This is a genomic window from Ligilactobacillus sp. ESL1201 (assembly GCF_058503265.1).
This window is the reverse complement of the sequence record NZ_CP196362.1, coordinates 480,208-501,750: the sequence shown is the minus strand read 5'-3', so window position 1 is coordinate 501,750 and position 21,543 is coordinate 480,208. Positions and strand designations below refer to the sequence as shown.

General features: G+C 47.7%; 22 protein-coding genes, 1 riboswitch and 1 other annotated feature. Of the genes, 1 reads left to right on the top strand and 21 read right to left on the bottom strand.

The features are described from left to right. Positions 1–28: 28 nt before the first annotated feature. From rplJ to ACSYSK_RS02375, 14 genes are all read right to left on the bottom strand, one after another. Positions 29–532, bottom strand: coding sequence for a 50S ribosomal protein L10 (rplJ, locus tag ACSYSK_RS02440; protein ID WP_491715378.1), 504 nt, complete (start codon positions 530–532; stop codon positions 29–31). Between the two features lie 29 nt (positions 533–561). Beyond that, positions 562–680 (bottom strand) — a sequence feature (ribosomal protein L10 leader region). Positions 681–733: 53 nt separating this feature from the next. Next, a complete protein-coding gene (gene rplA / locus ACSYSK_RS02435; RefSeq protein WP_491715377.1) occupies positions 734–1,426 on the bottom strand; it encodes a 50S ribosomal protein L1 in 693 nt (230 codons plus the stop codon). A gap of 91 nt (positions 1,427–1,517) precedes the next feature. Further along, positions 1,518–1,943, bottom strand: a complete 426-nt coding sequence (gene rplK / locus ACSYSK_RS02430; protein WP_491715376.1) for a 50S ribosomal protein L11 — start codon at positions 1,941–1,943, stop codon at positions 1,518–1,520. A gap of 144 nt (positions 1,944–2,087) precedes the next feature. After that, complete coding sequence (gene nusG / locus ACSYSK_RS02425; protein ID WP_491715375.1) at positions 2,088–2,636, bottom strand: transcription termination/antitermination protein NusG; 549 nt, start codon at positions 2,634–2,636, stop codon at positions 2,088–2,090. A 103-nt stretch (positions 2,637–2,739) separates the two neighbouring features. After that, positions 2,740–2,907 (bottom strand): preprotein translocase subunit SecE, encoded by a 168-nt coding sequence (secE, locus tag ACSYSK_RS02420; RefSeq protein ID WP_491715374.1) that lies wholly within the window; start codon positions 2,905–2,907, stop codon positions 2,740–2,742. A gap of 8 nt (positions 2,908–2,915) precedes the next feature. Continuing rightward, the gene (gene rpmG, locus ACSYSK_RS02415) at positions 2,916–3,065 is read right to left on the bottom strand and encodes a 50S ribosomal protein L33 (protein ID WP_491715373.1); all 150 of its coding nucleotides are present in this window, start codon (positions 3,063–3,065) and stop codon (positions 2,916–2,918) included. Positions 3,066–3,115: 50 nt separating this feature from the next. Then, positions 3,116–3,628 (bottom strand): NYN domain-containing protein, encoded by a 513-nt coding sequence (locus ACSYSK_RS02410; protein ID WP_491715372.1) that lies wholly within the window; start codon positions 3,626–3,628, stop codon positions 3,116–3,118. A 1-nt stretch (position 3,629) separates the two neighbouring features. Then, positions 3,630–4,382 (bottom strand): 23S rRNA (guanosine(2251)-2'-O)-methyltransferase RlmB, encoded by a 753-nt coding sequence (gene rlmB / locus ACSYSK_RS02405; protein WP_491715371.1) that lies wholly within the window; start codon positions 4,380–4,382, stop codon positions 3,630–3,632. Next, positions 4,366–4,782, bottom strand: coding sequence for a Mini-ribonuclease 3 (locus ACSYSK_RS02400; RefSeq protein ID WP_491715370.1), 417 nt, complete (start codon positions 4,780–4,782; stop codon positions 4,366–4,368). The genes rlmB and ACSYSK_RS02400 overlap by 17 nt, the downstream gene beginning before the upstream one ends. Position 4,783: 1 nt before the next feature. Beyond that, positions 4,784–6,193 carry a cysteine--tRNA ligase gene (gene cysS / locus ACSYSK_RS02395; RefSeq protein ID WP_491715369.1) on the bottom strand — a complete coding sequence of 470 codons (1,410 nt, stop codon included), beginning with the start codon at positions 6,191–6,193 and terminating at the stop codon, positions 4,784–4,786. Between the two features lie 157 nt (positions 6,194–6,350). After that, a complete protein-coding gene (gene gltX / locus ACSYSK_RS02390) occupies positions 6,351–7,838 on the bottom strand; it encodes a glutamate--tRNA ligase (protein ID WP_491715368.1) in 1,488 nt (495 codons plus the stop codon). A gap of 142 nt (positions 7,839–7,980) precedes the next feature. After that, positions 7,981–9,111, bottom strand: a complete 1,131-nt coding sequence (locus tag ACSYSK_RS02385; RefSeq protein WP_491715367.1) for a PIN/TRAM domain-containing protein — start codon at positions 9,109–9,111, stop codon at positions 7,981–7,983. Between the two features lie 18 nt (positions 9,112–9,129). Next, positions 9,130–10,485: a DNA repair protein RadA gene (gene radA, locus ACSYSK_RS02380; protein WP_491715366.1), complete on the bottom strand. Its 1,356-nt coding sequence runs from the start codon at positions 10,483–10,485 to the stop codon at positions 9,130–9,132. 14 nt (positions 10,486–10,499) lie between these two features. Continuing rightward, positions 10,500–11,039, bottom strand: a complete 540-nt coding sequence (locus ACSYSK_RS02375) for a dCTP deaminase/dUTPase family protein (protein WP_491715365.1) — start codon at positions 11,037–11,039, stop codon at positions 10,500–10,502. A gap of 630 nt (positions 11,040–11,669) precedes the next feature. Here ACSYSK_RS02375 and rpiA point away from each other — a divergent pair. Further along, on the top strand, positions 11,670–12,359 hold the full coding sequence (rpiA, locus tag ACSYSK_RS02370) for a ribose-5-phosphate isomerase RpiA (RefSeq protein WP_491715364.1): 690 nt from the start codon (positions 11,670–11,672) through the stop codon (positions 12,357–12,359). 658 nt (positions 12,360–13,017) lie between these two features. On the opposite strand, the gene ACSYSK_RS02365 is transcribed toward rpiA, so the two are convergent. From ACSYSK_RS02365 to ACSYSK_RS02335, 7 genes are all read right to left on the bottom strand, one after another. Continuing rightward, positions 13,018–14,340, bottom strand: coding sequence for a C1 family peptidase (locus tag ACSYSK_RS02365; RefSeq protein WP_491715843.1), 1,323 nt, complete (start codon positions 14,338–14,340; stop codon positions 13,018–13,020). A 68-nt stretch (positions 14,341–14,408) separates the two neighbouring features. Next, entirely contained in the window at positions 14,409–15,680 is a 1,272-nt protein-coding gene (gene serS / locus ACSYSK_RS02360; protein WP_491715363.1) for a serine--tRNA ligase, read from the bottom strand. A gap of 274 nt (positions 15,681–15,954) precedes the next feature. Continuing rightward, the gene (locus tag ACSYSK_RS02355) at positions 15,955–17,412 is read right to left on the bottom strand and encodes an amino acid permease (protein ID WP_491715362.1); all 1,458 of its coding nucleotides are present in this window, start codon (positions 17,410–17,412) and stop codon (positions 15,955–15,957) included. Positions 17,413–17,553: 141 nt separating this feature from the next. Continuing rightward, positions 17,554–17,732, bottom strand: a riboswitch (Lysine riboswitch). Positions 17,733–17,788: 56 nt separating this feature from the next. Further along, positions 17,789–18,514 carry an acetolactate decarboxylase gene (gene budA, locus ACSYSK_RS02350; protein WP_491715361.1) on the bottom strand — a complete coding sequence of 242 codons (726 nt, stop codon included), beginning with the start codon at positions 18,512–18,514 and terminating at the stop codon, positions 17,789–17,791. Positions 18,515–18,530: 16 nt separating this feature from the next. Next, positions 18,531–20,210: an acetolactate synthase AlsS gene (gene alsS / locus ACSYSK_RS02345; protein ID WP_491715360.1), complete on the bottom strand. Its 1,680-nt coding sequence runs from the start codon at positions 20,208–20,210 to the stop codon at positions 18,531–18,533. Positions 20,211–20,248: 38 nt separating this feature from the next. Then, complete coding sequence (locus tag ACSYSK_RS02340; RefSeq protein ID WP_491715359.1) at positions 20,249–20,725, bottom strand: Rrf2 family transcriptional regulator; 477 nt, start codon at positions 20,723–20,725, stop codon at positions 20,249–20,251. 34 nt (positions 20,726–20,759) lie between these two features. Further along, complete coding sequence (locus ACSYSK_RS02335; RefSeq protein ID WP_491715358.1) at positions 20,760–21,506, bottom strand: DUF805 domain-containing protein; 747 nt, start codon at positions 21,504–21,506, stop codon at positions 20,760–20,762. Between the last annotated feature and the right edge of the window lie 37 nt (positions 21,507–21,543).

Below are 21,543 nucleotides of genomic sequence, written 5' to 3'. Positions count from 1 at the left end.
TCCATTTTAATTGATTAACGCTAAACACTTAGGCTGCGTCGTCTTCTTTGCTATCAGCAACTGCTTTAAGCGCATAAGCCACATTGCGCACTGGTGCTTGCAAGACGGAAAGAAGCATCGATAGCATTCCTTCGCGGTCTGGCAGTTTGGAAAGTTCGGTGATCTGTTCGATCGAAACGACTTCGCCTTCGATCATGCCACCTTTGATCTGCAATGCTTCGTGTTTCTCGGCAAAAGCTGCGAGTACCCGTGCTGGGGCAGTCACATCTTCGCTACCAAAAGCAATAGCAGTCGGGCCGGTAAAGACTTCGTCCAAACCTTCGTAACCACTCTTATCAGCGGCTCGACGTAAATACGAGTTTTTAACCACGCGCAATTCAACACCAGCTTCACGTAATTGTTTACGTAAGTCAGTAGCTTCTGCAACGGTCAAGCCCCGGTAGTTCACTACGACCAAAGAAGAAGCAGCAGCGAATTTTTCAACTAAACCATCAACTACTGCAGCTTTTTGGGCAATAATTTCCTTACTCATGATTTCACCTCCTGAATTAGTTTACGGATTTTTGCAATAAAAAATCCTGTATCCACCAAGACACAGGAAAAAAGAGTATTCTCTGATCTCCTCGGCAGGATATTAAGGCTCACGCCACCTGAGTCTACGGCAGTATAATAAAATTGACCTTCACTAACTTAACATAATCGTCAGTGAAAGTCAATTGATCAACTAATTATCTTAAAGAGCTGCGGTGTCTAAAGTAACACTGGGGCCAAAGGTTGAAGATAATGAAGCGTGCTGTAAGTAAATTCCTTTAACAGCGGAAGGACGTGCCTTAGCGATCACGTCGTAAATCGTTTGGAAGTTGCCTACCAAAGCGTCTTCACTAAATGAAACCTTACCGAGCGGCACGTGCACGTTGCCGTCACGGTCTGTCCGGTAAGTGACCTTGCCGGCTTTAGATTCGGAAACGGCTTTAGTAACGTCCATCGTCACCGTGCCAGTCTTCGGGTTAGGCATTAAGCCCTTCGGTCCTAAGATCCGACCTAAACGACCAACTTGAGCCATCATGTCAGGGGTAGCAATGGCGACGTCAAAGTCCAACCAGCCATCTTGGATCTTAGCAACTAAGTCTTCAGCACCGACTACATCAGCACCGGCATCCTTAGCTTCTTGTTCCTTAGCGCCCTTAGCAAAGACGACCACTTTTTGATCTTTACCAGTTCCGTTCGGTAGCACCACGGCACCACGTAACTGTTGGTCTGCTTGCTTAGTATCCAAGTTCAACTTGAATGCTACTTCTACACTAGCATCAAAGCTTGCGAAATCAATTTTTTTCACCAAAGCGACTGCTTCGTTAATGGTGTAGTTTTTGTTTGCTTCCACCTGTTTAGCAGCTGCTAAATATTTTTTGCCTTTTTTCTTAGCCATTCGTTAATATCCTCCTTGCAATCTGTGGTCTAACGGATAAACCTCCCACTTGATAGCTTCATTTTCATAAAGTATCCGCCTGCCGGTCAACTTAGTCCTTAACGGTAAAGCCCATACTCCGAGCAGTTCCTTCAATCATGCGCATCGCAGCTTCAACGTCTGCGGCGTTTAGATCTTGCATTTTGGTTTCAGCAATTTCTTTCACTTGGGCACTAGTTACACTAGCTACCTTATTAGTGTTCGGTTCGCCGGAACCCTTATCAACACCTGCAGCTTTTTTCAATAATACAGCTGCCGGTGGGGTTTTAGTAACGAAATCAAATGAACGGTCATCGTACACGTTGATCACAACTGGGATGATCATGCCAGCTTGATCTGCCGTCCGGGCATTGAATTCCTTAGTAAAGCCCATGATATTGATCCCAGCCTGGCCTAAAGCCGGTCCAACTGGGGGAGCAGGAGTTGCTTTGCCAGCAGGAATCTGTAATTTAACAACGTTTGTAATCTCTTTTGCCACGGTGTATTCCTCCTTAAAGATCCGTGTGTGGTTCGGATGGTCAGTGATTTGACCTCCCACGTGTATGCCTAGACATACTTCATTAACATACCATCTGTACTATTAAATTGCAAGCTTGACTTACTCACAGCGGTATTTTTTAAATTAGTTCTTATCGACTTGTTCGAAATTCAGTTCGGCTTCCGTTTCCCGGTCAAACATCGTGATGGCTACCCGCAACTTCATCTTTTCGTTATCGATCGCGGTGATCTTACCACTCATTCCAGCAAAAGCCCCGTCGATGATCGTCACGCTGTCGCCCACTTCTGCCTCGAATTTCTCCTGGCGCGCCGACATCCCCAAGTGGTGCAAAATGTTGCTGATCTCTTCGTCCAATAGCGGAGCAGGCTTACTGCCGGCACCGTGGGAACCAACAAAGCCGGTCACGCCTGGCGTGTTACGCACGACGTACCATGATTGGTCGGACATCACCATCTCGACTAACACGTAGCCGGGAAAAGTCTTGGTTTTTTCGATCTTATCCTTGCCCGTCTTAGTACGTTCGTGTTTTTCTTCTTCGGGGACGACCACACGGAAAATATTATTTTCCATGCCCATCGACTGCGCCCTAGAAGTCAGGTTTTCTTTAACTTTATTTTCGTAGCCGGAATAAGTATGCAACACATACCATTTTTTCGCCAAATTCTCTGCCATCAAACTGCGCTCCTTTATGATTTTTGCCAAATAAAAAAACCTCGACTGCGCGAAGTTTTCTTCACCAAATTATAACAAAATTTTACCTTGATTACTAGCGTCCCTAGGAAAAAAAGCTCAAACCCAACTGGACCGCGTAATCGACAATCGCAAAAAACGCCGCAAAGGCTAGTGACATCACGACCACGATCCCCGTATCATGTCGGTTTTCCTTAGCGGTCGGCCACGTCGTGTCTCTCATCGCCTGAAATACGTTTTTAATAAACCTCATAGCTACGTTTACCTCGTTTCTTGGTGCAGTGTATGTTTGCCGCAGTACTTACAATATTTTTTGATCTCTAAGCGTTTAGTGCGCGCCGGATTTTCCGTTAAAGTGTAATTACGCGAACCACACTGACTGCACGCCAACGCAATTTTTCTGTTTGCCATTTTTTCTCCTCATCGCTTTAACCTTAGCACATGCTCCAGCCGAACTCAACTCACCGCGATAATTCATCGCGCAAGTGCGCCAGTTTTTCCAACTGATCCGGTTTCCACGGATTCAAGCGTTGCTGGTCTTGGTAAGCACGTGCCGTTTTAGTAACTTCTTTTTGCGCCCGTTTTAAATCCTGGTACAATTCCCACGCCGGTTTGCGCAGCGCTCCTTGCGAAAAGACCGTCCACTGCTCGGCCTGATCGCTAGTCGCCACGGTCACTTGAGTCAATGGGTCCATCAACTGCCCCGCTAAACTTTCGATGTAGCTGTCGGCAGTTTGCCCCTCGTCGGTCCACACCACATCTAAAGTGTACTGGCGATAGCTTTGGGAGATACCGGGCACGTACATCGCGTCAAAAACCACGATGATCTGATAATTACTCTGTTTGTGGTAATTTGAAAGCAACTGTAACAGCAAGTCACGGGCATCTTCCAAGCGTTCTTTTTTTAACTTAGCTAAGACTGGCCAGTTGCCGATCATATTATAAGCATCCACAATCAGAATATTTTTCTTCATTTTAATTGCCCCGGCTGGTAAAAACGTGATACAACAACAGACTGGTAGCGACGCTGGCGTTTAAACTCTGGACGTGTCCGCTCATCGGGATCGTTAAAATCTCGTCGCAATTTTTTTTGAGCAGCGGTGAAATTCCCCGCCCTTCGTTACCGATCACTAAGGCTAATGGCACTTGAGCGTCCCATTTCCTGAAATCGCCACCGGCCATGTCCGTACCAAAGACCCAGACTCCGCGTTTCTTGAGCTCTTGAACGACCGTCACCAAATTAGTAGCCCGCATCACCGGCACGAATTCTAACGCACCCGTGGCCGCCTTAGCCACCGTGGACGTCAGCTGGACCGCGTGCCGTTTAGGAATGATCACCCCGTGCACGCCCAGCGCGTCTGCCGTCCGGATGATCGAACCCAAGTTATGCGGGTCTTCGATCTTATCTAAGATCAAAAAGAAGGGCTCTTGCTTGCTGGCAGCGGCGTTAGCGAATAAATCATCTAACGTAGTGTAGTGATAAGCAGCCAGCGTGAGCACCACACCCTGATGATTTTGCCCGTCACTTAGTAAGTCCAGTTTTGCCTTAGGGACCCGCGAGACGACGACCTTCTTTTTGCGCGCCAAGGTCGCTAACTGTGCTAGGGCGTCTGCTTTAGCTCCCTCTTGCAAATACACCTTATTGATCTCATGTTCACTTTTAAGTGCTGCTAAGGCGGCGTGCCTGCCGATCACTAATGACTGTTGCTGCTTAGTTTTCTTTTCCATTTTGCCCACTTTCCTCAACCCGTGCGATGCACCACTTTGCGATCTCTTGGAGCCGTTCTTTTTGCTTGCTCAAATACAAGTAGCCAAACAACGCCTCAAAGCCCGTCGAGATCCGGTAGGTCACGACCGAGGTATTCTTAGCCGTCGTGTGACTCTTAGCGTTGCGCCCGCGTTTGTAATATTCCGCCTCCGCGGCAGTCATAAACTCGCTAGCTTCCAACTGGTCTATTAAAAACGCCTGCGCTTTAGCCGAAACGTAGTGAGTCGCTTGGTGGTGTAATTTATTAGGGCGAGTGAGCCCCAGCGCCAACAAATGTTCGCGCACAAAAACTTCCCAGACGGCATCGCCGATATAAGCTAGCGCAATGCCGTTTAACTGGTGATAATCTACTTGTGTCATGTTATTTCCTTTTCCATTTTGTTCCCTGCGGGGTATCTTCTAAAATAATACCCTGCTGTTTTAATTGGTCCCTGATCTGGTCGCTACGAGTAAAGTCCCGGTTTTTCCTAGCCGTGTCTCTTTGCACGATCAGGTCTGCAACTTGTTGTTCCAACGGCGCGCCGCTGTGAAATTCGATGCCAAATAACGCTAAGAGCTGTGTCAACTGCTCTTGCAAATAAGTCAGCGTGCCCGTGACCACCTGTGGGCGTTGGGCGTACACGTTGAGTAACTTAGCTATTTCATAGCACACGGCGATCCCGTTTTGGACGTTAAAATCGTCGTCCATCGCCGCGATAAATTTCGCTTGCAGCTGTGCGAACTGCTCTTTCACGTCCTGTTCGATTTCGCCTGACTGCGCGTCGTCCGTTCGGTTAGCAACGTTATCCAGCGCACTTTTTAGTTTAGTTAGGTTAGCCTGCGCGTCTTTGATACTAGCCGTAGTGTAATGCAACGGCCGCCGGTACTGGGTCGTCGCCATCCAAAAACGTAACACCTGCGGGTCGACTGTCTTCATCAGCTCCCTGACCGTGACGAAATTGCCCAGCGACTTACTCATCTTTTCGCCAGCACTGCCGACCGTGACAAAACCGTTATGCATCCAGTAATTAGCAAATTTTTGCCCCGTTTGTGCCTCGCTTTGCGCGATCTCGTTTTCGTGATGGGGAAATTCTAGGTCCTGACCGCCACCGTGAATGTCGAGCGTTTTGCCCAAATACTTGGTCGCCATTACCGAACATTCGATATGCCAGCCCGGGCGCCCCCAACCAAACGGAGAATCCCACCCGAGCTCAGCCGGCGCCGCTTGTTTCCACAACGCAAAATCGAGCGGGTCTTCTTTTTTCGCCTGGTCGCTGGCCACCACCCGCTGACTAGCCCCTAACTCTAATTCATCTAGGGACTGCCCGGAAAGTTGACCGTAAGCGGCAAACTTACGCGTACGGTAATAAACGTCACCCGCGCTTTGATAAGCAAATCCTTGGTCTATTAAGTCTTGGATAAACGAAATGATCTCCGGGATATTTTCCGTCACCCGCGGGTTGAGCGTCGCTTTTTTGACGTTTAACGCCGCGATATCCTCGTAAAAGGCCGCGATAAATTTGGCGGTCAACCGTGAAGTCGGCAATTGTTGTTCTTGACTGGCCCGGATGATCTTATCGTCCACGTCGGTAAAATTAGAAACGTAATTGACCCGGTAGCCGCGAAATTCCAAGTAACGCCGGATCGTGTCAAACGCCACTACACTGCGGGCATTACCAATATGAATATAATTATAAACCGTCGGCCCACAAACATAAAACAATACCTGTCCCGGCGTTTGCGGGACGAATTTTTCTTTGCGCTTAGTCAAAGTGTTATAGAGCTGGATCATCGCCGTCCCTCCTTTAAGGGTTTATGGTTGTCATTTTACTGGCCACGTGTATTAAATTCAACTAATCTGGTCAGTTCGACTTAGTTAGTTCACGCCGTCCAAAACAAAAGGACCGAGACAAAATATGTTAGTCCCAGTCCCTTATTATACTCGACTATTACGCCATTTCTGCTAAAGTCTGTTCCAAGTGTGCTAGCACTTTTTTCCTCCCGATCAGTTCGATCGAAGGTGCCAAGTCGGGACCGTGCATCTCGCGAGTCGTTGCGATCCGGATCGGCATGTACAACTTGCGTCCCCGTACCCCGGTCTCTTGTTGAATACTCATGATCACTTGTTGGATATCGTGGGCGGTAAAGAGCCGTAATTCCTTGATCTTAGCCGCAAAGGAACGTAAAACGACCGGTGCACTCTCGTCTGCCAGTTCCTTTTTAGCGGCATCGTCTAAAGCCGGTGGCTCTTCGAAAAAGATCTCCGCTAGGTCTAATAACTGCGCTGCGTAAGAGATCTGTTGTTTGTACAAATTAGTTAACTGCCGTGCCCATTCGATCGTTTTGGTATCCGGATCTGCCGGCAACCGTTTGGCTTTGATCAACTGTCTTAAGGCTAACGCTGCGATCTGGTCGGTGTTGCCCGCCTTCACGTACTGGTTATTGACCCACTCTAATTTCTTACCGTCAAAAGCAGCCGGTGATTTGCTCAAACGCTTAGGGTCAAACATCTTAATGAACTGCTTTTTGGTGAAGATCTCGGATTCTCCGACCGGTGACCAGCCCAATAACGTGATGAAGTTAAACATCGCGTTGGGCAAGTAACCTAGGTCGCGGTACTGTTCGATAAATTGCAAAACGCTTTCGTCACGCTTGCTGAGCTTTTTACCAGTGGCCGTGTTGATGATCAGTGACATGTGACCAAATTTGGGCGGTTGCCAACCAAAGGCTTCGTAAACTGCAAGTTGTTTAGGTGTATTAGCGACATGGTCATCGCCACGCAAAACGTGGGTGATCTTCATCAAATGATCGTCTACGACCACCGCAAAATTATAAGTCGGCATCCCGTCACGTTTAGCGATCACAAAGTCCCCGCCGATCGTGTCGGATTTAAAATCGATCTTGCCCTTAACGATATCATTCCATTCGTAAGTGTGGTGCGTTGGGATCCGTAAGCGAATCACCGGCTTTAATCCCTGCGCTTTAGCCTCTTGTTTTTTAGCGGCGATCTGTTCCGGCGTCATCCCCGCATATTCATCGACGTAACGCGGAGCTTCGCCGTTAGCCCGCTGCAAATCGCGTTGGGCCGAGAGCTCTTCTTCTGTCATGTAAGACTCGTAAGCCAAGTCTTTGTCCAGTAATTCTTGGATCAGCGGCCGGTAAATATCGCGCCGTTCCGACTGCCGGTAAGGACCGTATTCACCCGGTTTGTCCGGGCCTTCATCCCAGTCGATGCCCAGCCAGTGTAAGTTTTCCATCTGGCTTTTTTCGCCGTCTTTGACGTTTCTTTTAGTATCAGTGTCTTCGATGCGCAACACAAACGTTCCGTTATTATGCCGTGCAAATAAATAATTAAATAAAGCAGTGCGTGCGTTACCAATATGCAAGTGTCCGGTTGGACTAGGAGCGTAACGTACCCGAATCTTATCATCTGCCACTATAATTGCCTCTCTTCTATTGACTGTAATAATTTTATTTTACTATGAGTATGCCTAAAAGTGAATAGGCGCTACTAAGCGTTTTTCATTTAGGCAAGCAACACTTGAAGCTAAACACGCTAAAATCCGTGCCGGTATCAGCCTACTTTTCCTTTAACTCCCGCTTGGAGTGCAGCGGTTTCGCGAAGATCATTCTCCCCGCATCGGTTTGCAGCGCGCTGGTCACTTCTACTTCCAGTTGCTTGTTAATGTAATAACGCCCATCTTCAACCACGATCATCGTGCCGTCGTCCAGGTAAGCCACGCCTTGTTGGCGTTCCGTTCCCTTTTTAATAATCGTGACCCGTAACTTCTCACCGGGAATCACCCGCGGCCTGAGTGCCTTCGCTAGGGCGTTGATGTTTAAGACCCGTACGTTTTGAAATTCCGCGACCTTATTTAAATTGTAGTCATTGGTCACCACGATCGCATCTAACAGCTTCGCTAGTTTCAATAGCTTGCTATCGACTTCTTGGATATCGGGAAAATCGCCTTCGTACATTTCGACGGGCATGATCTTTTCTTCGCGCAGTTTATTTAAAATATCTAACCCGCGCCGGCCCCGAACTCGTTTGACGCTGTCGGCCGAATCCGCGATGTATTGCAATTCATACAGTACAAAATTAGGAACGATCAGCGTCCCCTCCAAAAAACCGGCCTTGACTAGGTCGTAAATACGTCCGTCGATCAAGATATTGGTATCTAACAACTTGTATTTATGAAAATTATCGCCGACCTTGCGCTCCAAGATTGGATTTTGTTCGGTGATCTGTTCTTGAAGCTCGGCGTTTAACGCCGCTTTTTTGCGCCGCGAAAAAATCCCCTTGATCTCACTAAAACGCGCACGCCCGACGTTAAATCCTAAATAAGCAAATAAAATCAACAAAATGATCGGCAAGATCGTATTGAAAAAGAATAATTGCGAATTCGAGAATAGTAATGAAAGTAACACCGCGATCAGTAAGCCGCAAATCGTCGACACCACTTCACTGACGATCACTTCAGGTTTAGCTTTGACCAAAAAACGTTCGACGCGTTTGATCATTTTGTCTAACGGGCCGACCAAAAAGAACGACAGGATCACAAAAACGACCAGTCCAATTAACATGTCGGTAAAAATGTTATTTAACCAGCGATTACGCACACCGCAGGCCAACCATACTACCGGCATGATCGAATAGCCTAAGCCGATCCCCAATAAACCAAAAATCACTTCAATCATTTTTTTGCGCATTCAACCACTCCTTATCACTTATTCAAATGCAAAATGCAGTGCTTGTTTTAACGTTTTGACACCAATAACTTGAATTTTCTCGGGTTGATAATCTCGTAAATTATTTTGCGGCACGATAATTCGTTTAAAACCTAACTTCTGGGCTTCGCGGATCCGCGTCGCTAAATTGTTGACCCTTCTCACCTCGCCCGTCAACCCCAGTTCGCCGATAAAACAATCGGTCGGTGCCGTTTGCTGGTCGCGGTAACTAGAAGCGATGCTGACCGCCACGGCTAAATCAACGGCGGGTTCGTCTAATTTAACTCCCCCGGCGGCTTTCAAATAGGCGTCTTGATTTTGTAATAGCAAGCCCGCCCTTTTTTCCAAGACCGCCATGATCAGGGCCACGTGATTTTGATTGAGCCCCGAAGTCGTGCGTTTCGCGTTGCCAAAAGCCGTCGGCGTCACCAATGCCTGCACCTCCACCAAAATCGGCCGGGTGCCTTCCAGTGAAACGACTACTGCCGAGCCGGTCGCTCCTTGCAACCGTTCTTCCAAAAAGATCTCCGAAGGATTAGCAACTTCGGCCAACCCGCGGTCGACCATTTCAAAAACGCCGATCTCATTAGTCGAACCAAAGCGATTCTTAACGGCCCGCAAGATGCGGTAGGAATGATGTAAATCGCCTTCAAAATACAGCACGGTATCGACCATGTGTTCCAAAATCTTCGGGCCCGCGATCGCGCCACCCTTGGTAACGTGACCGACGATAAAGATCGTGATCCCTTGGCGCTTGGCGATCCGCATTAACTCAGCGGTCACTTCACGCACCTGCGCCACGCTCCCGACCGCCGAAGTGACGTCAGGAGCTTGCATCGTTTGGATCGAATCGATGATCACGTATTCTGGTTTGAGCTCCGCGATATTTTCCTTAATGGCTTCCATGTCGGTTTCGGGATAAAGATAAAAATCGCTGCTGGAAACGTGCAGGCGCGAGGCCCGTAATTTGATCTGCTGGGCACTTTCTTCTCCCGAAACGTACAAAACGTTGCCGCCTAACTGGGCTAATTGGCCCGAAACTTGCAGCAACAGCGTCGACTTACCGATCCCTGGGTCCCCGCCGATCAACACCAGCGAACCGGGTACGATCCCACCGCCTAACACCCGGTTTAACTCGGCAATTTTAGTCTTGACTCGCGGCGTTTGGGTCAGCGAGATCTCTTTTAGCCGCTGCGGCCGGTTAGTAGTCGCCTGCGCCCGCGTCTTAGCGGAAGTTTTAGTTACGACTTGTTCACTGATGGTGTTCCATTCACCACAGTTAGGACAACGCCCTAGGTAATTGGCGGACATGTAGCCGCAATTTTGGCACACGTATTTCACACTTGATTTAGCCATCTTGACCTCCGTTGCTAGTAGATTCCCGACGAACCAAAGCCGCCAGTCCGTTGTTTTTGTGGTGCCTTTTCGTTGTCGGCTCGCAGATAAGGCATAAAGATTCCCTGTCCGATACGCTCGCCTTTTTTGATACGGTAATCGCGCACCCCTAAATTGATCAACTGAAAGAATATTTCTCCTTCGTTCTTATCGTTGTTATAGTAATCAGCGTCGACGATCCCGACACCATTAGGGAGGATCAAGCTCCGTTTTAACGACCCACTTGACCGGTTAGCTAGCAGTAAAAATTCCGTCTCCGGCAAGCGCACTTTGATGCCAGTCGGGACCAAATAAGGACGTAAAGCTTGTTTAGCAGTCGCTAATTGCTTGTCAGTAAGCGACTTTTTCCGGCGCAAAAACGCTATGATGCGCACAAAATCATGTTTCCAAATGCTGGGTAACACAAAATCACAGGCCGCACAAAAATCGTAGCCCGCCGCCAACCGGGTTTCCCGTTGGGGTAAATGCAACTCCTGATCAGCGTACTTGCTGACAATTTCAAATCCTCTTTTCACGTTACTCTCCTTGTTGTTAACAAATTTTCACTGGCGTTCTAAGTACGCTTGTCAAACTAGCAGTTGCTTACGTTTAACTACGCAATTCAACCAAGTTCAGTTCAACTTGGTCGTCTTGCTAAGCAGCTGACCTCACAGCTTGGTTCTGTTATCAGTTTAGCACTTAGATTCTTTGCTCTCTATCATATTTAATTGATTTTAAACTTTCTGAAATATTTGCAACACAATGTTATAATAATAAAGTTAGGAAGTTGGGACAAAAAGCGGTAGCAGTCAAGCACTAGCCTAGCTTCAAAGTAAAACCCACACTTTAGTTTTATTTTGAAACGTAGCTAGGCGCAAACTGTTGCTTTTGGAGCACGATTAGACAAGCTGTGAGTCAAGCCGGTCAGCGATCGCGGACTAAGTGGCACCGAAATCCTGTACTTGGATTTGTTTGTTGGTGTCCTTAGGACCTAGACTACTGGCTTGAAAAACGCGATTAAGTCTATTACTTACGAAAACCAAAAAGGCAACTGGAATAAAACAAAATTTTGTCCCAACATCATCCAACAGCTTTAATTTAATAACTACGCCCAACGTGAAACAAACAATGATTTTAAAACGACAATTTATCAGGGAGGTTTAGCAATGAAACAAGATGAATTAAAAAAAATCGTCGGTGCTAAAGCCAGCGAATACGTAGAAGACGGCATGATCGTCGGTCTGGGTACCGGTTCGACCGCTAAATACATGGTGTCAGCTTTGGGGCAACGGGTCCGTAACGAAGACTTACATATCACGGGAGTTACCACTTCGAGAAAAACTGCTAACCAAGCTAGTAATTTAGGGATCCCACTTAAATCGGTCGACGCCGTTGATCATATCGACCTCACGATCGACGGGGCCGACGAGATCAGCGCCGACTTGCAGGGAACTAAGGGCGGCGGCGCTTCGTTACTGTACGAAAAGATCGTAGCCACCAATTCGCATAAGAATATCTGGATCGTCGATCAAAGTAAAATGGTCAAGCATCTCGGTGCTTTCCCGTTACCGATCGAAGTCATTCCTTATGGCAGTCAAAAAGTCTTCGAACGCTTAGACCAAGAGGGCTTTGCACCGACTTTTCGTAAGACCGACGACAAAAACAGCTTGTTGTTAACTGATTCGGATAATTACATTATCGATTTACACATTCACGAGATCACCGACCCGTACAAATTGGCTTTTTCGCTGATCAACCGGGTAGGAGTGGTAGAACACGGCCTATTTTTAGACATCGTCGACACGGTGATCGTCGGCCACCCGGACGGAATAGAAACGATCAATAGACAAAATTAAATCAAACTGTGAGTCAAGCCGCTTAGCAGTCGTGAACTAAGTGGCACTGAACGGCAAATCCTGTACTTGGATTTGTCGTGAGGTGTCCTTAGGGCCCTAGACTGCTGGCTTGACGAGCGCAATTAAATCAAACTGTGAGTCAAGCCGCTTAGCAGTCGTGAACTAAGTGGCACTGAACGGCAAATCCTGTACTTGGATTTGTCGTGAGGTGTCCTTAGGGCCCTAGACTGCTGGCTTGACGAGCGCAATTAAATCAAGCTGTGAGTCAAGCCGCTTAGCAGTCGTGGACTAAGTGGCACTGAAGTACAAGCAATCAGTTATCACAACATAAAGTGGGACCGAGACAAAAAATTTGCCTCGGCCCCACTTTTATTTTACGTAACTTAATCGCGTTTTTTAAGCCAGCAGTCTAACTTACAACTTGATTAATCGTGCTCCGTAAGGCAGCTATTCTAATCTAACTACGTCCGGCAAAAGTCTTAAAACGACTTATTGCTGGCCTAGGCTAGCTAAACGCCTTACTTCACAACTTATTTGATCGTGCTCCAAAAAGCAGCAGTTTGCGCCTAGCTACGTTTCAAAATAAAACCAAAGTACACGTTTTACTTTGAAACTAGGCTAGTGCTCGACTGCTAAGCGCTTTTTGTCCCAACTCCTTTTATGCCAACGAACCCATCGGATCCCACGGTGCTAGCACTTTTGGTTCCTGTTTTAAAACGTCGCGTAATTTAGCGGGCAGGAATTTTTTATTGACCACGATTTGGTAGCAATATTCGTTCATCCACGCATCGCTCATGACGAAAAAGCCCTTAGTTCCGACCTTGTCGCCCCACGAGTTTTCGACCTTCCATTTGGTAGGAACGCCGTTAACCACGTCAACACCCGTTAGGACCATCGCGTGCGTCATCATGCTTTCGCCGTAATCCAAACGTTCTGCTTTCGACATGGAAAGGTCAACGTCAAATAACTCCGAACGGTGATACAAATTCGTATCCATGATCCCCGCTTTACGGTCGGAAGACTGACCAACATCGCAACCAAACCAAACGCTCGTCTTATTTTGTAATTGTTTCAAAGCAACTTGTTTAAAGGTATCCATGTCGACGTTTAAGTGCCGGATCTGGCGGCCCCCAACAACGTTACCCAACATTTCGACCGTGTACATTTGGTTGTACGGCTTGTCTGCCGTCGGTCCGTTGATCACCGAAACGTAGTCGTCTAAATCCCAGCCCACGTATTTTTCAAAGAATTTTTGCGGGGTCAGGTCTTTATCCAAATGATAGTGATCGTCTTGGTCGCGGTATGCAAAATCGAATTTAGCCGGTGGCTCACCAAAACTATACGCACAAATACGGTAAACTTCGTTCAACATCTCTTCTTTGCGCGCGTCGATCTTTTCTTGTGGCGTGTTATTAGCTACCAATTCACGTAATTCGACCGCGTCTTTACGTAACTTCAGGTTCAACGTACTGTCAAACTGAGCAGAAGCAGAAGAGTTTTTGGTCTCAGGCATCACGCTTTGTGGCACTACGCCGTATTTTTGGATCAAAGCCACGATCATATCCCACTGACCACCGTCTCCTTGCGGTTCTTTGAGCAGCCACGCCACTTTGCGGTCGCTGGTCGGCAACTCGGCGGTATTTAATACATTTTGGTAAAAATAGTTGGCTTTTTCCAATTTATCCCAAAAGAAAGTATAGCTTTGTGATAACTCAAAGTCTGCTTCCACCTTATATTTACTGTAAATATCGTGGCGCATCGTGTTTAACGCGGCAAACATCCAGCAGCGGCCGGATTGCTTTTGGTTAGCCACTTTACCGGTGTCCAAATCGATCGAAAAGACCGGTGTCATGTCGACGTTTGCTTGGTAGTCGGCACTGGTGGCTAAAATGCCCTGGTGGCTGACAGCCCGCGTAACAACAGCCGCACCCGGATGCTTAGCCAAACTGGCGTGAAAATTTTGTAATTGTTCTGTAGTAATTTCTTGTTGCACTCAGATCACTCCTTTTCGTATACGCCTATTTTACGTCACAACTTACTAGCAGTAAATTATTTCTTGATCTGCGTTACTCCGTGCATGTACGGACGCAAAACTGCGGGAATCGTGACCGAGCCGTCTTCGTTTTGGTAATTTTCCAAAATAGCGGCGACTGTCCGACCGACTGCTAATCCCGAACCGTTCAGTGTGTGCACGTAATCTAGTTGTCCGTTTTCTTTGCGGTACTGAATGTGCGCTCTTCTGGCCTGGAAATCCTCGCAGTTCGAGCAACTGGAAATTTCGCGGTAGGTATTTTGTGCGGGCATCCAAACTTCCAAGTCATGGGTCATCGCGGAACTAAATCCGGTATCGCCGGTCGACAAGGTGATCACGTGATAAGGTAGCCCCAATTTTTCCAAAATGTTACCGGCGTTAGTGGTCATTTTTTCTAATTCGGCGTAAGAATCTTCCGGCTTAGTATATTTGACCATCTCGACTTTATTAAACTGGTGCATCCGGATCAAGCCGCGGGTATCACGGCCCGCACTACCGGCCTCCGAACGAAACGACGGACTCAGCGCGGTCACATAAACCGGTAATTGATCAGCAGGGATCACTTCGTCGCGGTAATAGTTCGTCAGTGGCACTTCGGCCGTCGGGATCAGCGTCATTTTCTGACCCTTCAGTTGATAAACGTCTTCCGTGAATTTAGGAAATTGACCCGTGCCAAACATCGAATCGTCGTTGACGATATATGGCGGGATCATTTCGGTATAGCCTTCCTTTTCGTGCTCGTCTAACATAAAGTTATACAAGGCACGTTCCAGTTTAGCCCCTAATCCACGGTAGTAAACAAAACGTGCGCCGGAAACCTTGGCTGCCCGTTTAAAATCCAAAATACCGAGGTTTTCGCCAATGTCCCAGTGTGCCTGTGGCGTGAAGTCAAACTGCCGCGGAACACCCACTTTGCGCAATTCTACGTTAGCACTCTCGTCTTTACCGATCGGGATCGTCGGGTTAGGCATGTTAGGTAGCCGCGAAGCCATGTCGTGGACCCGCGCTTTTACCTGCTCTACTTTTTCGTCTAATTCTTTGATCTCTTCTCCGACCGCGCGCATCTGTGCAATCTGTTGGCTGACATCTTGTTTTTGCTTTTTGACCTGGGCGATCTGAGCGGAAACGTCATTACGCTTGCGTTTTAACTGCTCGGCTTGTTGCAATAACTCCCGGCGCTTTTTATCTTCAGCTAACAAGTCATCGATCTGCTGTGGCTTAACTGCCCTTGTCGCTAACCTTTTCTTATAAGTATCTGGATCTTGTCTGATCAATTTGATGTCTAACACAACTACCACTCCTTTTAAATTTAAATACACAAAAAAGCAAGGCTCCCTCCTTGGGACGAAAGCCTTGCTCTTCGCGGTACCACCCACGTTCGACTAAAATAGCCGCACCTTAATTGTGATAACGGTCTCCCGTGCAGCATTGCCTGCCCGCTTTGGTATCCCGGAATTTCTGCGTCGTACTTCACACCGCCCAGTACGTCTCTGCCTTGCATACTTATAGCATACCCTTGCGTTTGATTATCTAAGAACAATATAAATTAAATCGCGCTCAAATTCAAGCCTCGGACTCTTTTTCCCGGTTAATATCATGGGGGGTCAGGTCGACTTGGTCTAACGGGATCACCTTAGTGCGGTACCTAACTTTATAATAAACGTACAAAATCACAAAAAGGATCACCGACATGTAAGAAACCAAGATCGCCTGCCAATTCCACGTCGCAAATGAATGCGGGTCTTGCCCGGCAATCACCAGCAAACACAAAACTAAGGCTAGTAACGGCCCGACTGGGAAAAACTTAGCCTGGTATTTTAACTCGCCTAAATCATGGCCTTGCGCCTTGAACGCACGCCGGAAACGGTAATGCGAAACGGCGATCCCGACCCAGGCTAAAAAGCCACTCAGTCCGCTGGCACTGACTAAGAAATTGTAGATCTGATCACCAAAAATACTGGTAGCATAAATCAGTAAGGCGATCACGGCAGTGGTGATCAATGAAGTCACCGGAATACCTCGTTTATTAGTCGTCCCAAATTTCTGATGGGCTTCACCGGTTTGGCCTAGTGAATACAACATCCTGGTCGAAGCGTACATCCCCGAATTAGCCGCGGACAAGACCGAAGTCAAGATCACAGCGTTCATTACGGCAGCTGCTCCCGCTAAACCTGCGCGCCGAAAAACTAAGGTGAACGGACTGATCGTAATATCGGTTGCATCTGCCCCTAACAAGTTCGGGCTGGTATACGGGATCAACGCTGCGATCACAAAAATCGCGAGGATGTAAAATAAAATGATCCGCCAAAAGACCTGCTTGATCGCCTTAGGAATACTCTTTTCCGGCGTAGCGGATTCACCAGCCGTAATCCCGATCAGCTCCGTGCCCTGAAACGAAAAACCGGCGACAACGAAGACCGAGAGAATGGTCGGGATCCCGCCGACAAACGGTGCTTTTTTATAGAAGAAGTTTTCCAAACCAACTGCTTTTCCCGAAATGATCCCCAAAATCGTCAAAAAACCGACGATCAAAAAGATGATGACTGTAACTACTTTGATCAGCGCCATCCAGTATTCGGTCTCACCAAAAGAACTGACCGTTAAGGCATTGATCACAAAAATAATTGCCAAAGCCGCTAAACTAAAGATCCAGCTGGAAACGTGGGGAAACCAGAATTTCATCACGATCCCGACCGTCGAAATGTCCACGGTCAACGTGATCACCCAGTTAAACCAGTAATTCCACCCCATCGCAAAGCCAAACGCCGGATCAACAAAACGCCCGGCATAAGTCGCAAAAGAACCGGTCACGGGCAGGTAAGTTGCCATTTCCCCTAAAGAAGTCATCAAAAAATAAACCATGATCCCGATCCCAGCATAAGCGACCAAAGCACCGCCAGGGCCCGCCGTTGAAATCGCCGAACCACTAGCGACAAATAACCCAGTCCCGATACTACCGCCTAACGAGATCATCGATAGGTGCCTAGTCTTGAGCTTACGCTTCACTCCGTTTTGTGCCATCAAAATTCCTCCTAAAATAAATTAAATTTATCCAAAAGAGGAGCCTCATTTCAAGCCACTAAAAAAGCGCAGTTTCAATTTAACATCGAACTGCGCTAGCTTATTCTATCAAAATTATTCCGTCAAAAACACCAAAACATCTCAATAGCGAGCGCTCCGCGAGTACTACCCGCGACAGTCCCTGACTTATTTAGCCAAGTCCCAGCCAACGTTTTGACAAACAAACGTTCACTTCGGCGAAAAATCCTTTGACAACAACGCACTGCCGTTTGTCCGGCTTGTTGTTGCTACTCTTATTTTTCGCGACCTCTCTTCGATGTTTTTATTATAAAACCGAGTCGTACTAATAGCAATACCCGATATTAAAAAATATTACTTAGTGTCCGGACTCGGAATGTTTGATCTGCTCGTCTAAACCCGTCAAATCAAAATCGTGGTGCATAAATTCCTGATCGGTCAGCGGAAAATGCTGTTCGACCGTCGCAAATGGTTGGACAAATACCCGCCCGCTTTGCAAACTAAAATCTAACACGTGGCCGCCTAAGTCGTGAGCCGCGTTTAAATAGTGTAAGTGAAAACCGGCAACTGCCATTCCCTGAAACAGTTCCGGCGCGTAATAGCCAACGATCGTTCCCTGACTATTTTTGCCCGTAAAGACCGCCTGCTGATCGGCAACCGCAGCCAGCGGTGGGTACGGCCGTTCTTGTTGCGCCACGGCCCGTGTTTTGATCTGCGCGAACTGCCCCGTGATCTTCACGGCAAAGAAAATATTTTTCAGCGCTTGGCGTTCAAAGACCCATTTTCCTAACTGCTCTTGCGTTAACTCATTGACTGGAGTCCCAGACAATGTGGGGTCGTCGTAATGCAGCGTGGCAAACGGCACCTTAGTTTCAGCAGGGAGCAATTTGACCTCTCCGGTACTCAATACTAGGTATGCCTTACCAGCTAGCACGACCATTTCTCCGCCTAAGCCGGTCGCCGTACCGATGCCGGTATCACCCTTTTGTAAAATTTCTCCTACCGTCATCGTCCCCGCCAACAAGCCGGGAACTAACAGCGCGAGCGTGCCGTGCTGATACATTTTAGTATAATCTGGCTGCATTAATTCTCCTCGCTTTCTAGTGCAACTGGTCGTCTAAGATCTGCTTGCCTAATTCTTGGTTAAAACTATAATCGACGGGAATATCGACTACGACCGGTCCTTTAGTCGCAAATGCTTGGTCTAACACGGCCCCTAGTTCGCTTGCCTGATTGACCCGCAAACCCGTAGCGCCAAAACTCTGGGCGTATTTTACGAAGTCAACGGGGCCGAATTTGATCGCCGCATTTTGCCCGTACTTGATTTCTTCTTGGAATTTGACCATGTCGTAATTACCATCATCCCAGATCAACTGGACGATGTTTAACTTTAAGCGCACGGCCGTTTCTAGATCTTGTGCCGAAAACAAAAAACCACCGTCGCCAGAAACCGAAACGATCTGTGTGTTAGGCCGGACTAACGCGGCTGCGATCGCCCACGGTAACGCCACCCCGAGGGTTTGCATCCCGTTACTAAACAGCAAGTGCCGGGGCTCGTAACTGCGAAAATGGCGGGCCATCCAAATGTAAAAACTACCGACATCGACCGTCACGGTCATCTCATCGGTCACCCGTTTTTGCAAGTTGCGGATCACGCTGAGAGGATGCGAAACTAACTGACCGTCTTTGAGCGCCGGCGGCTCATCGCGCAAGTTCAACTGCTCGCGTAGTTGAGCCAAGATCGTTTTAGAACGTGTAGTCAGTTTAAAACCCTTCATGTACGGTAACAGAAATTCCAGGGTCTGTGAAATGTCACCTACCAACTGTCTGGTAGGCTGAAAGTTTTTATCGAGTTGGGCTTTCATCGTGTCGATCACTACGACGCTTCTGCCTTCTTTTTGGTTCCAGTTACGCGGCTCGTATTCGACCGGATCGTAGCCGATCGCGATCACCAAGTCACTTTCTTTGAGCAACTTATCGCCTGGCTGGTTTCTAAACAACCCTACGCGCCCAAAGAAATCACTTTCTAGTTCACGGGAAATGATCCCCGCCCCCTGGAAGGTCTCAACGACCGGTAAGTGTGTTTCCTTGACCAAATTACGGATCGCAGTGGTCGTTTGGGGATCAGAGGCACGCATGCCGACCAGTAAAACAGGCAGCTCGGCCTTTTTGATCCGGGAAGCTAACATGGTCGCTTCTACCGGGCTAGCCGGCCCTAAAATTGGATCCGGCACGGGGTTTAATACCTTGGTTGCGACCTGTGAATCCGTGACATCTTGGGGAATCGAAATAAAACTAGCCCCCTGTTTAGCGGCCGTCGCTTCTTGATAGGCGTTAGCGATCACTTCCGAAATGTTTTCTGGGTCCTGCACTTCGGCGTCGTACTTGGTAATTCCCGCAAAAACCGAAGTATTATTCATGCTCTGATGAGTCAAACGTAAGACATCGGTCCGCTGGACCTGACCGGCGATCGCTACCACGGGGTCGCCTTCGGTAGTAGCCGTGGCTAAGCCCGTCGCCAAATTAGCGGCCCCGGGGCCAGACGTAGCCACCACTACCCCGGGCTTACCGGTGATCCGTCCGATGCCCGCAGCCATAAACGCCGCATTTTGTTCGTGACGCGTTAGGATAAAGCGGGGCGCATTCGGGTTGGTCGGATGGTCTAATTTTTCGAATAAACGGTCGATCTTAGCACCCGGGATTCCAAAGACGAAGGGGACTTCGTGGTTGATCAGACTGTCGACGACCGCATCTGCTCCGTAATAATTCTCGTTTTTCATTTAGTACCTCTCCTTATGGTTGGCATGCAAAGGATAAACTAATCTTCTACTTCGTTCCAATCGATCAACGGGATCTCGTCGACTTGAAATGTTTCCCACAAAACGTCTTGCACGGTGATGCCGTCTAGGTAATTAGCCCAGCGCCGGTCGGCTTCGTGAAAGATATTATCGATCTTTTGGTCGACTTGCTGGGCCAAGGGCTTATACACGCCGCCAAATGTCCGCTGGAAAATGCCCGTATTGGGAAAAGTATCGACCGTTCCTTCGATCGCCCCGTAAATGTCTAAAAAGCTGATATTTTCCGGTTCCTTAGCCAACGAAAAGCCACCACGATTGCCGGATACCGACGTCACTAATTCACCCACGACTAATTTACGCATGATCTTATGTAAATAGGTAGGCGAACCGTCTAAGCGCCGGTTGATCACACTCGACGATAACGGGATCGACCTTTTTTGTGTAGCTAATAACGCCACGATGCATGATGCTTGTTCAAATGCTTTAGTTAATTGCATAACTTAATTTCCCCTTTCGCTTTCCTGCTAATTATTACCTGTGATTTTTACGTTCTTCAAACGTATAATTTAACTTGGTCAAACGTTGCGGTAATAATGCCAACGCCAGCGCCACCATGTCCAACGGCGGCAAAAATAACAGCCAAGCCACGTACACGGAAATTTCCGCATCGTGCATCCTGCGCATCAACGCCGTTAGTAACGACACTACAAAAAATGCAAACCAAAGCGCTAAGCCTAACTTCACACAGGGTTGAACTAAATTAGGAGCGCTACTTGTCAGTAGTGAAGCCACCATGCCGATCACGATCCCCACCAGAAACGACAACATCCAGATTCCTAAAAAGCCGTACCAAAAATCGGCCCTGCCTACCCTTTTGTTGACGTGCAGCCAGTCTTTAAACCATAATTTAGTGGAAGCCACTAACCCCGGGACCCGCGATTCGTTCCTGCGCAGGGGCCGCTTTTTTTCTTCATCTTTGATCCGTTGCAATAATTCCGTTAATTTAGCGGGATCTTGCAGTTGCTCGACAGTCAATTTGACCGGCTTTGGTTGTTTAGGGGCTTCTTTTTTGGCCGCTGGTTTAAGTTCATCTAGCAAAATTTTAGCCTGATCCATCCCGCAATAACTGCAAAAATTAGCGGTAACTGCGATTTGCCGCTGACATTTTTTACATTTTTTAGTTTCGGTCGCAGTGGCAGTTGTTTGTAATGTCTGACAAAAATAACAATGGTCGCCATCCTGCTCGTTTTTTTTGCCACATTTTTGACAATAATACATCTAGTCTCTAACCTCCTTGCCTACTATTTAACCTAAC

What these genes read in the sequence shown, in the direction of transcription:
- rplJ (WP_491715378.1), bottom strand. Translation starts at nt 532, where the DNA reads ATGAGTAAGGAAATTATTGCCCAAAAAGCTGCAGTAGTTGATGGTTTA.
- rplA (WP_491715377.1), bottom strand. Translation starts at nt 1,426, where the DNA reads ATGGCTAAGAAAAAAGGCAAAAAATATTTAGCAGCTGCTAAACAGGTG.
- nusG (WP_491715375.1), bottom strand. Translation starts at nt 2,636, where the DNA reads ATGGCAGAGAATTTGGCGAAAAAATGGTATGTGTTGCATACTTATTCC.
- secE (WP_491715374.1), bottom strand. Translation starts at nt 2,907, where the DNA reads ATGAGGTTTATTAAAAACGTATTTCAGGCGATGAGAGACACGACGTGG.
- rpmG (WP_491715373.1), bottom strand. Translation starts at nt 3,065, where the DNA reads ATGGCAAACAGAAAAATTGCGTTGGCGTGCAGTCAGTGTGGTTCGCGT.
- ACSYSK_RS02410 (WP_491715372.1), bottom strand. Translation starts at nt 3,628, where the DNA reads ATGAAGAAAAATATTCTGATTGTGGATGCTTATAATATGATCGGCAAC.
- rlmB (WP_491715371.1), bottom strand. Translation starts at nt 4,382, where the DNA reads ATGGAAAAGAAAACTAAGCAGCAACAGTCATTAGTGATCGGCAGGCAC.
- ACSYSK_RS02400 (WP_491715370.1), bottom strand. Translation starts at nt 4,782, where the DNA reads ATGACACAAGTAGATTATCACCAGTTAAACGGCATTGCGCTAGCTTAT.
- cysS (WP_491715369.1), bottom strand. Translation starts at nt 6,193, where the DNA reads ATGATCCAGCTCTATAACACTTTGACTAAGCGCAAAGAAAAATTCGTC.
- ACSYSK_RS02385 (WP_491715367.1), bottom strand. Translation starts at nt 9,111, where the DNA reads ATGCGCAAAAAAATGATTGAAGTGATTTTTGGTTTATTGGGGATCGGC.
- radA (WP_491715366.1), bottom strand. Translation starts at nt 10,485, where the DNA reads ATGGCTAAATCAAGTGTGAAATACGTGTGCCAAAATTGCGGCTACATG.
- rpiA (WP_491715364.1), top strand. Translation starts at nt 11,670, where the DNA reads ATGAAACAAGATGAATTAAAAAAAATCGTCGGTGCTAAAGCCAGCGAA.
- ACSYSK_RS02355 (WP_491715362.1), bottom strand. Translation starts at nt 17,412, where the DNA reads ATGGCACAAAACGGAGTGAAGCGTAAGCTCAAGACTAGGCACCTATCG.
- budA (WP_491715361.1), bottom strand. Translation starts at nt 18,514, where the DNA reads ATGCAGCCAGATTATACTAAAATGTATCAGCACGGCACGCTCGCGCTG.
- alsS (WP_491715360.1), bottom strand. Translation starts at nt 20,210, where the DNA reads ATGAAAAACGAGAATTATTACGGAGCAGATGCGGTCGTCGACAGTCTG.
- ACSYSK_RS02340 (WP_491715359.1), bottom strand. Translation starts at nt 20,725, where the DNA reads ATGCAATTAACTAAAGCATTTGAACAAGCATCATGCATCGTGGCGTTA.
- ACSYSK_RS02335 (WP_491715358.1), bottom strand. Translation starts at nt 21,506, where the DNA reads ATGTATTATTGTCAAAAATGTGGCAAAAAAAACGAGCAGGATGGCGAC.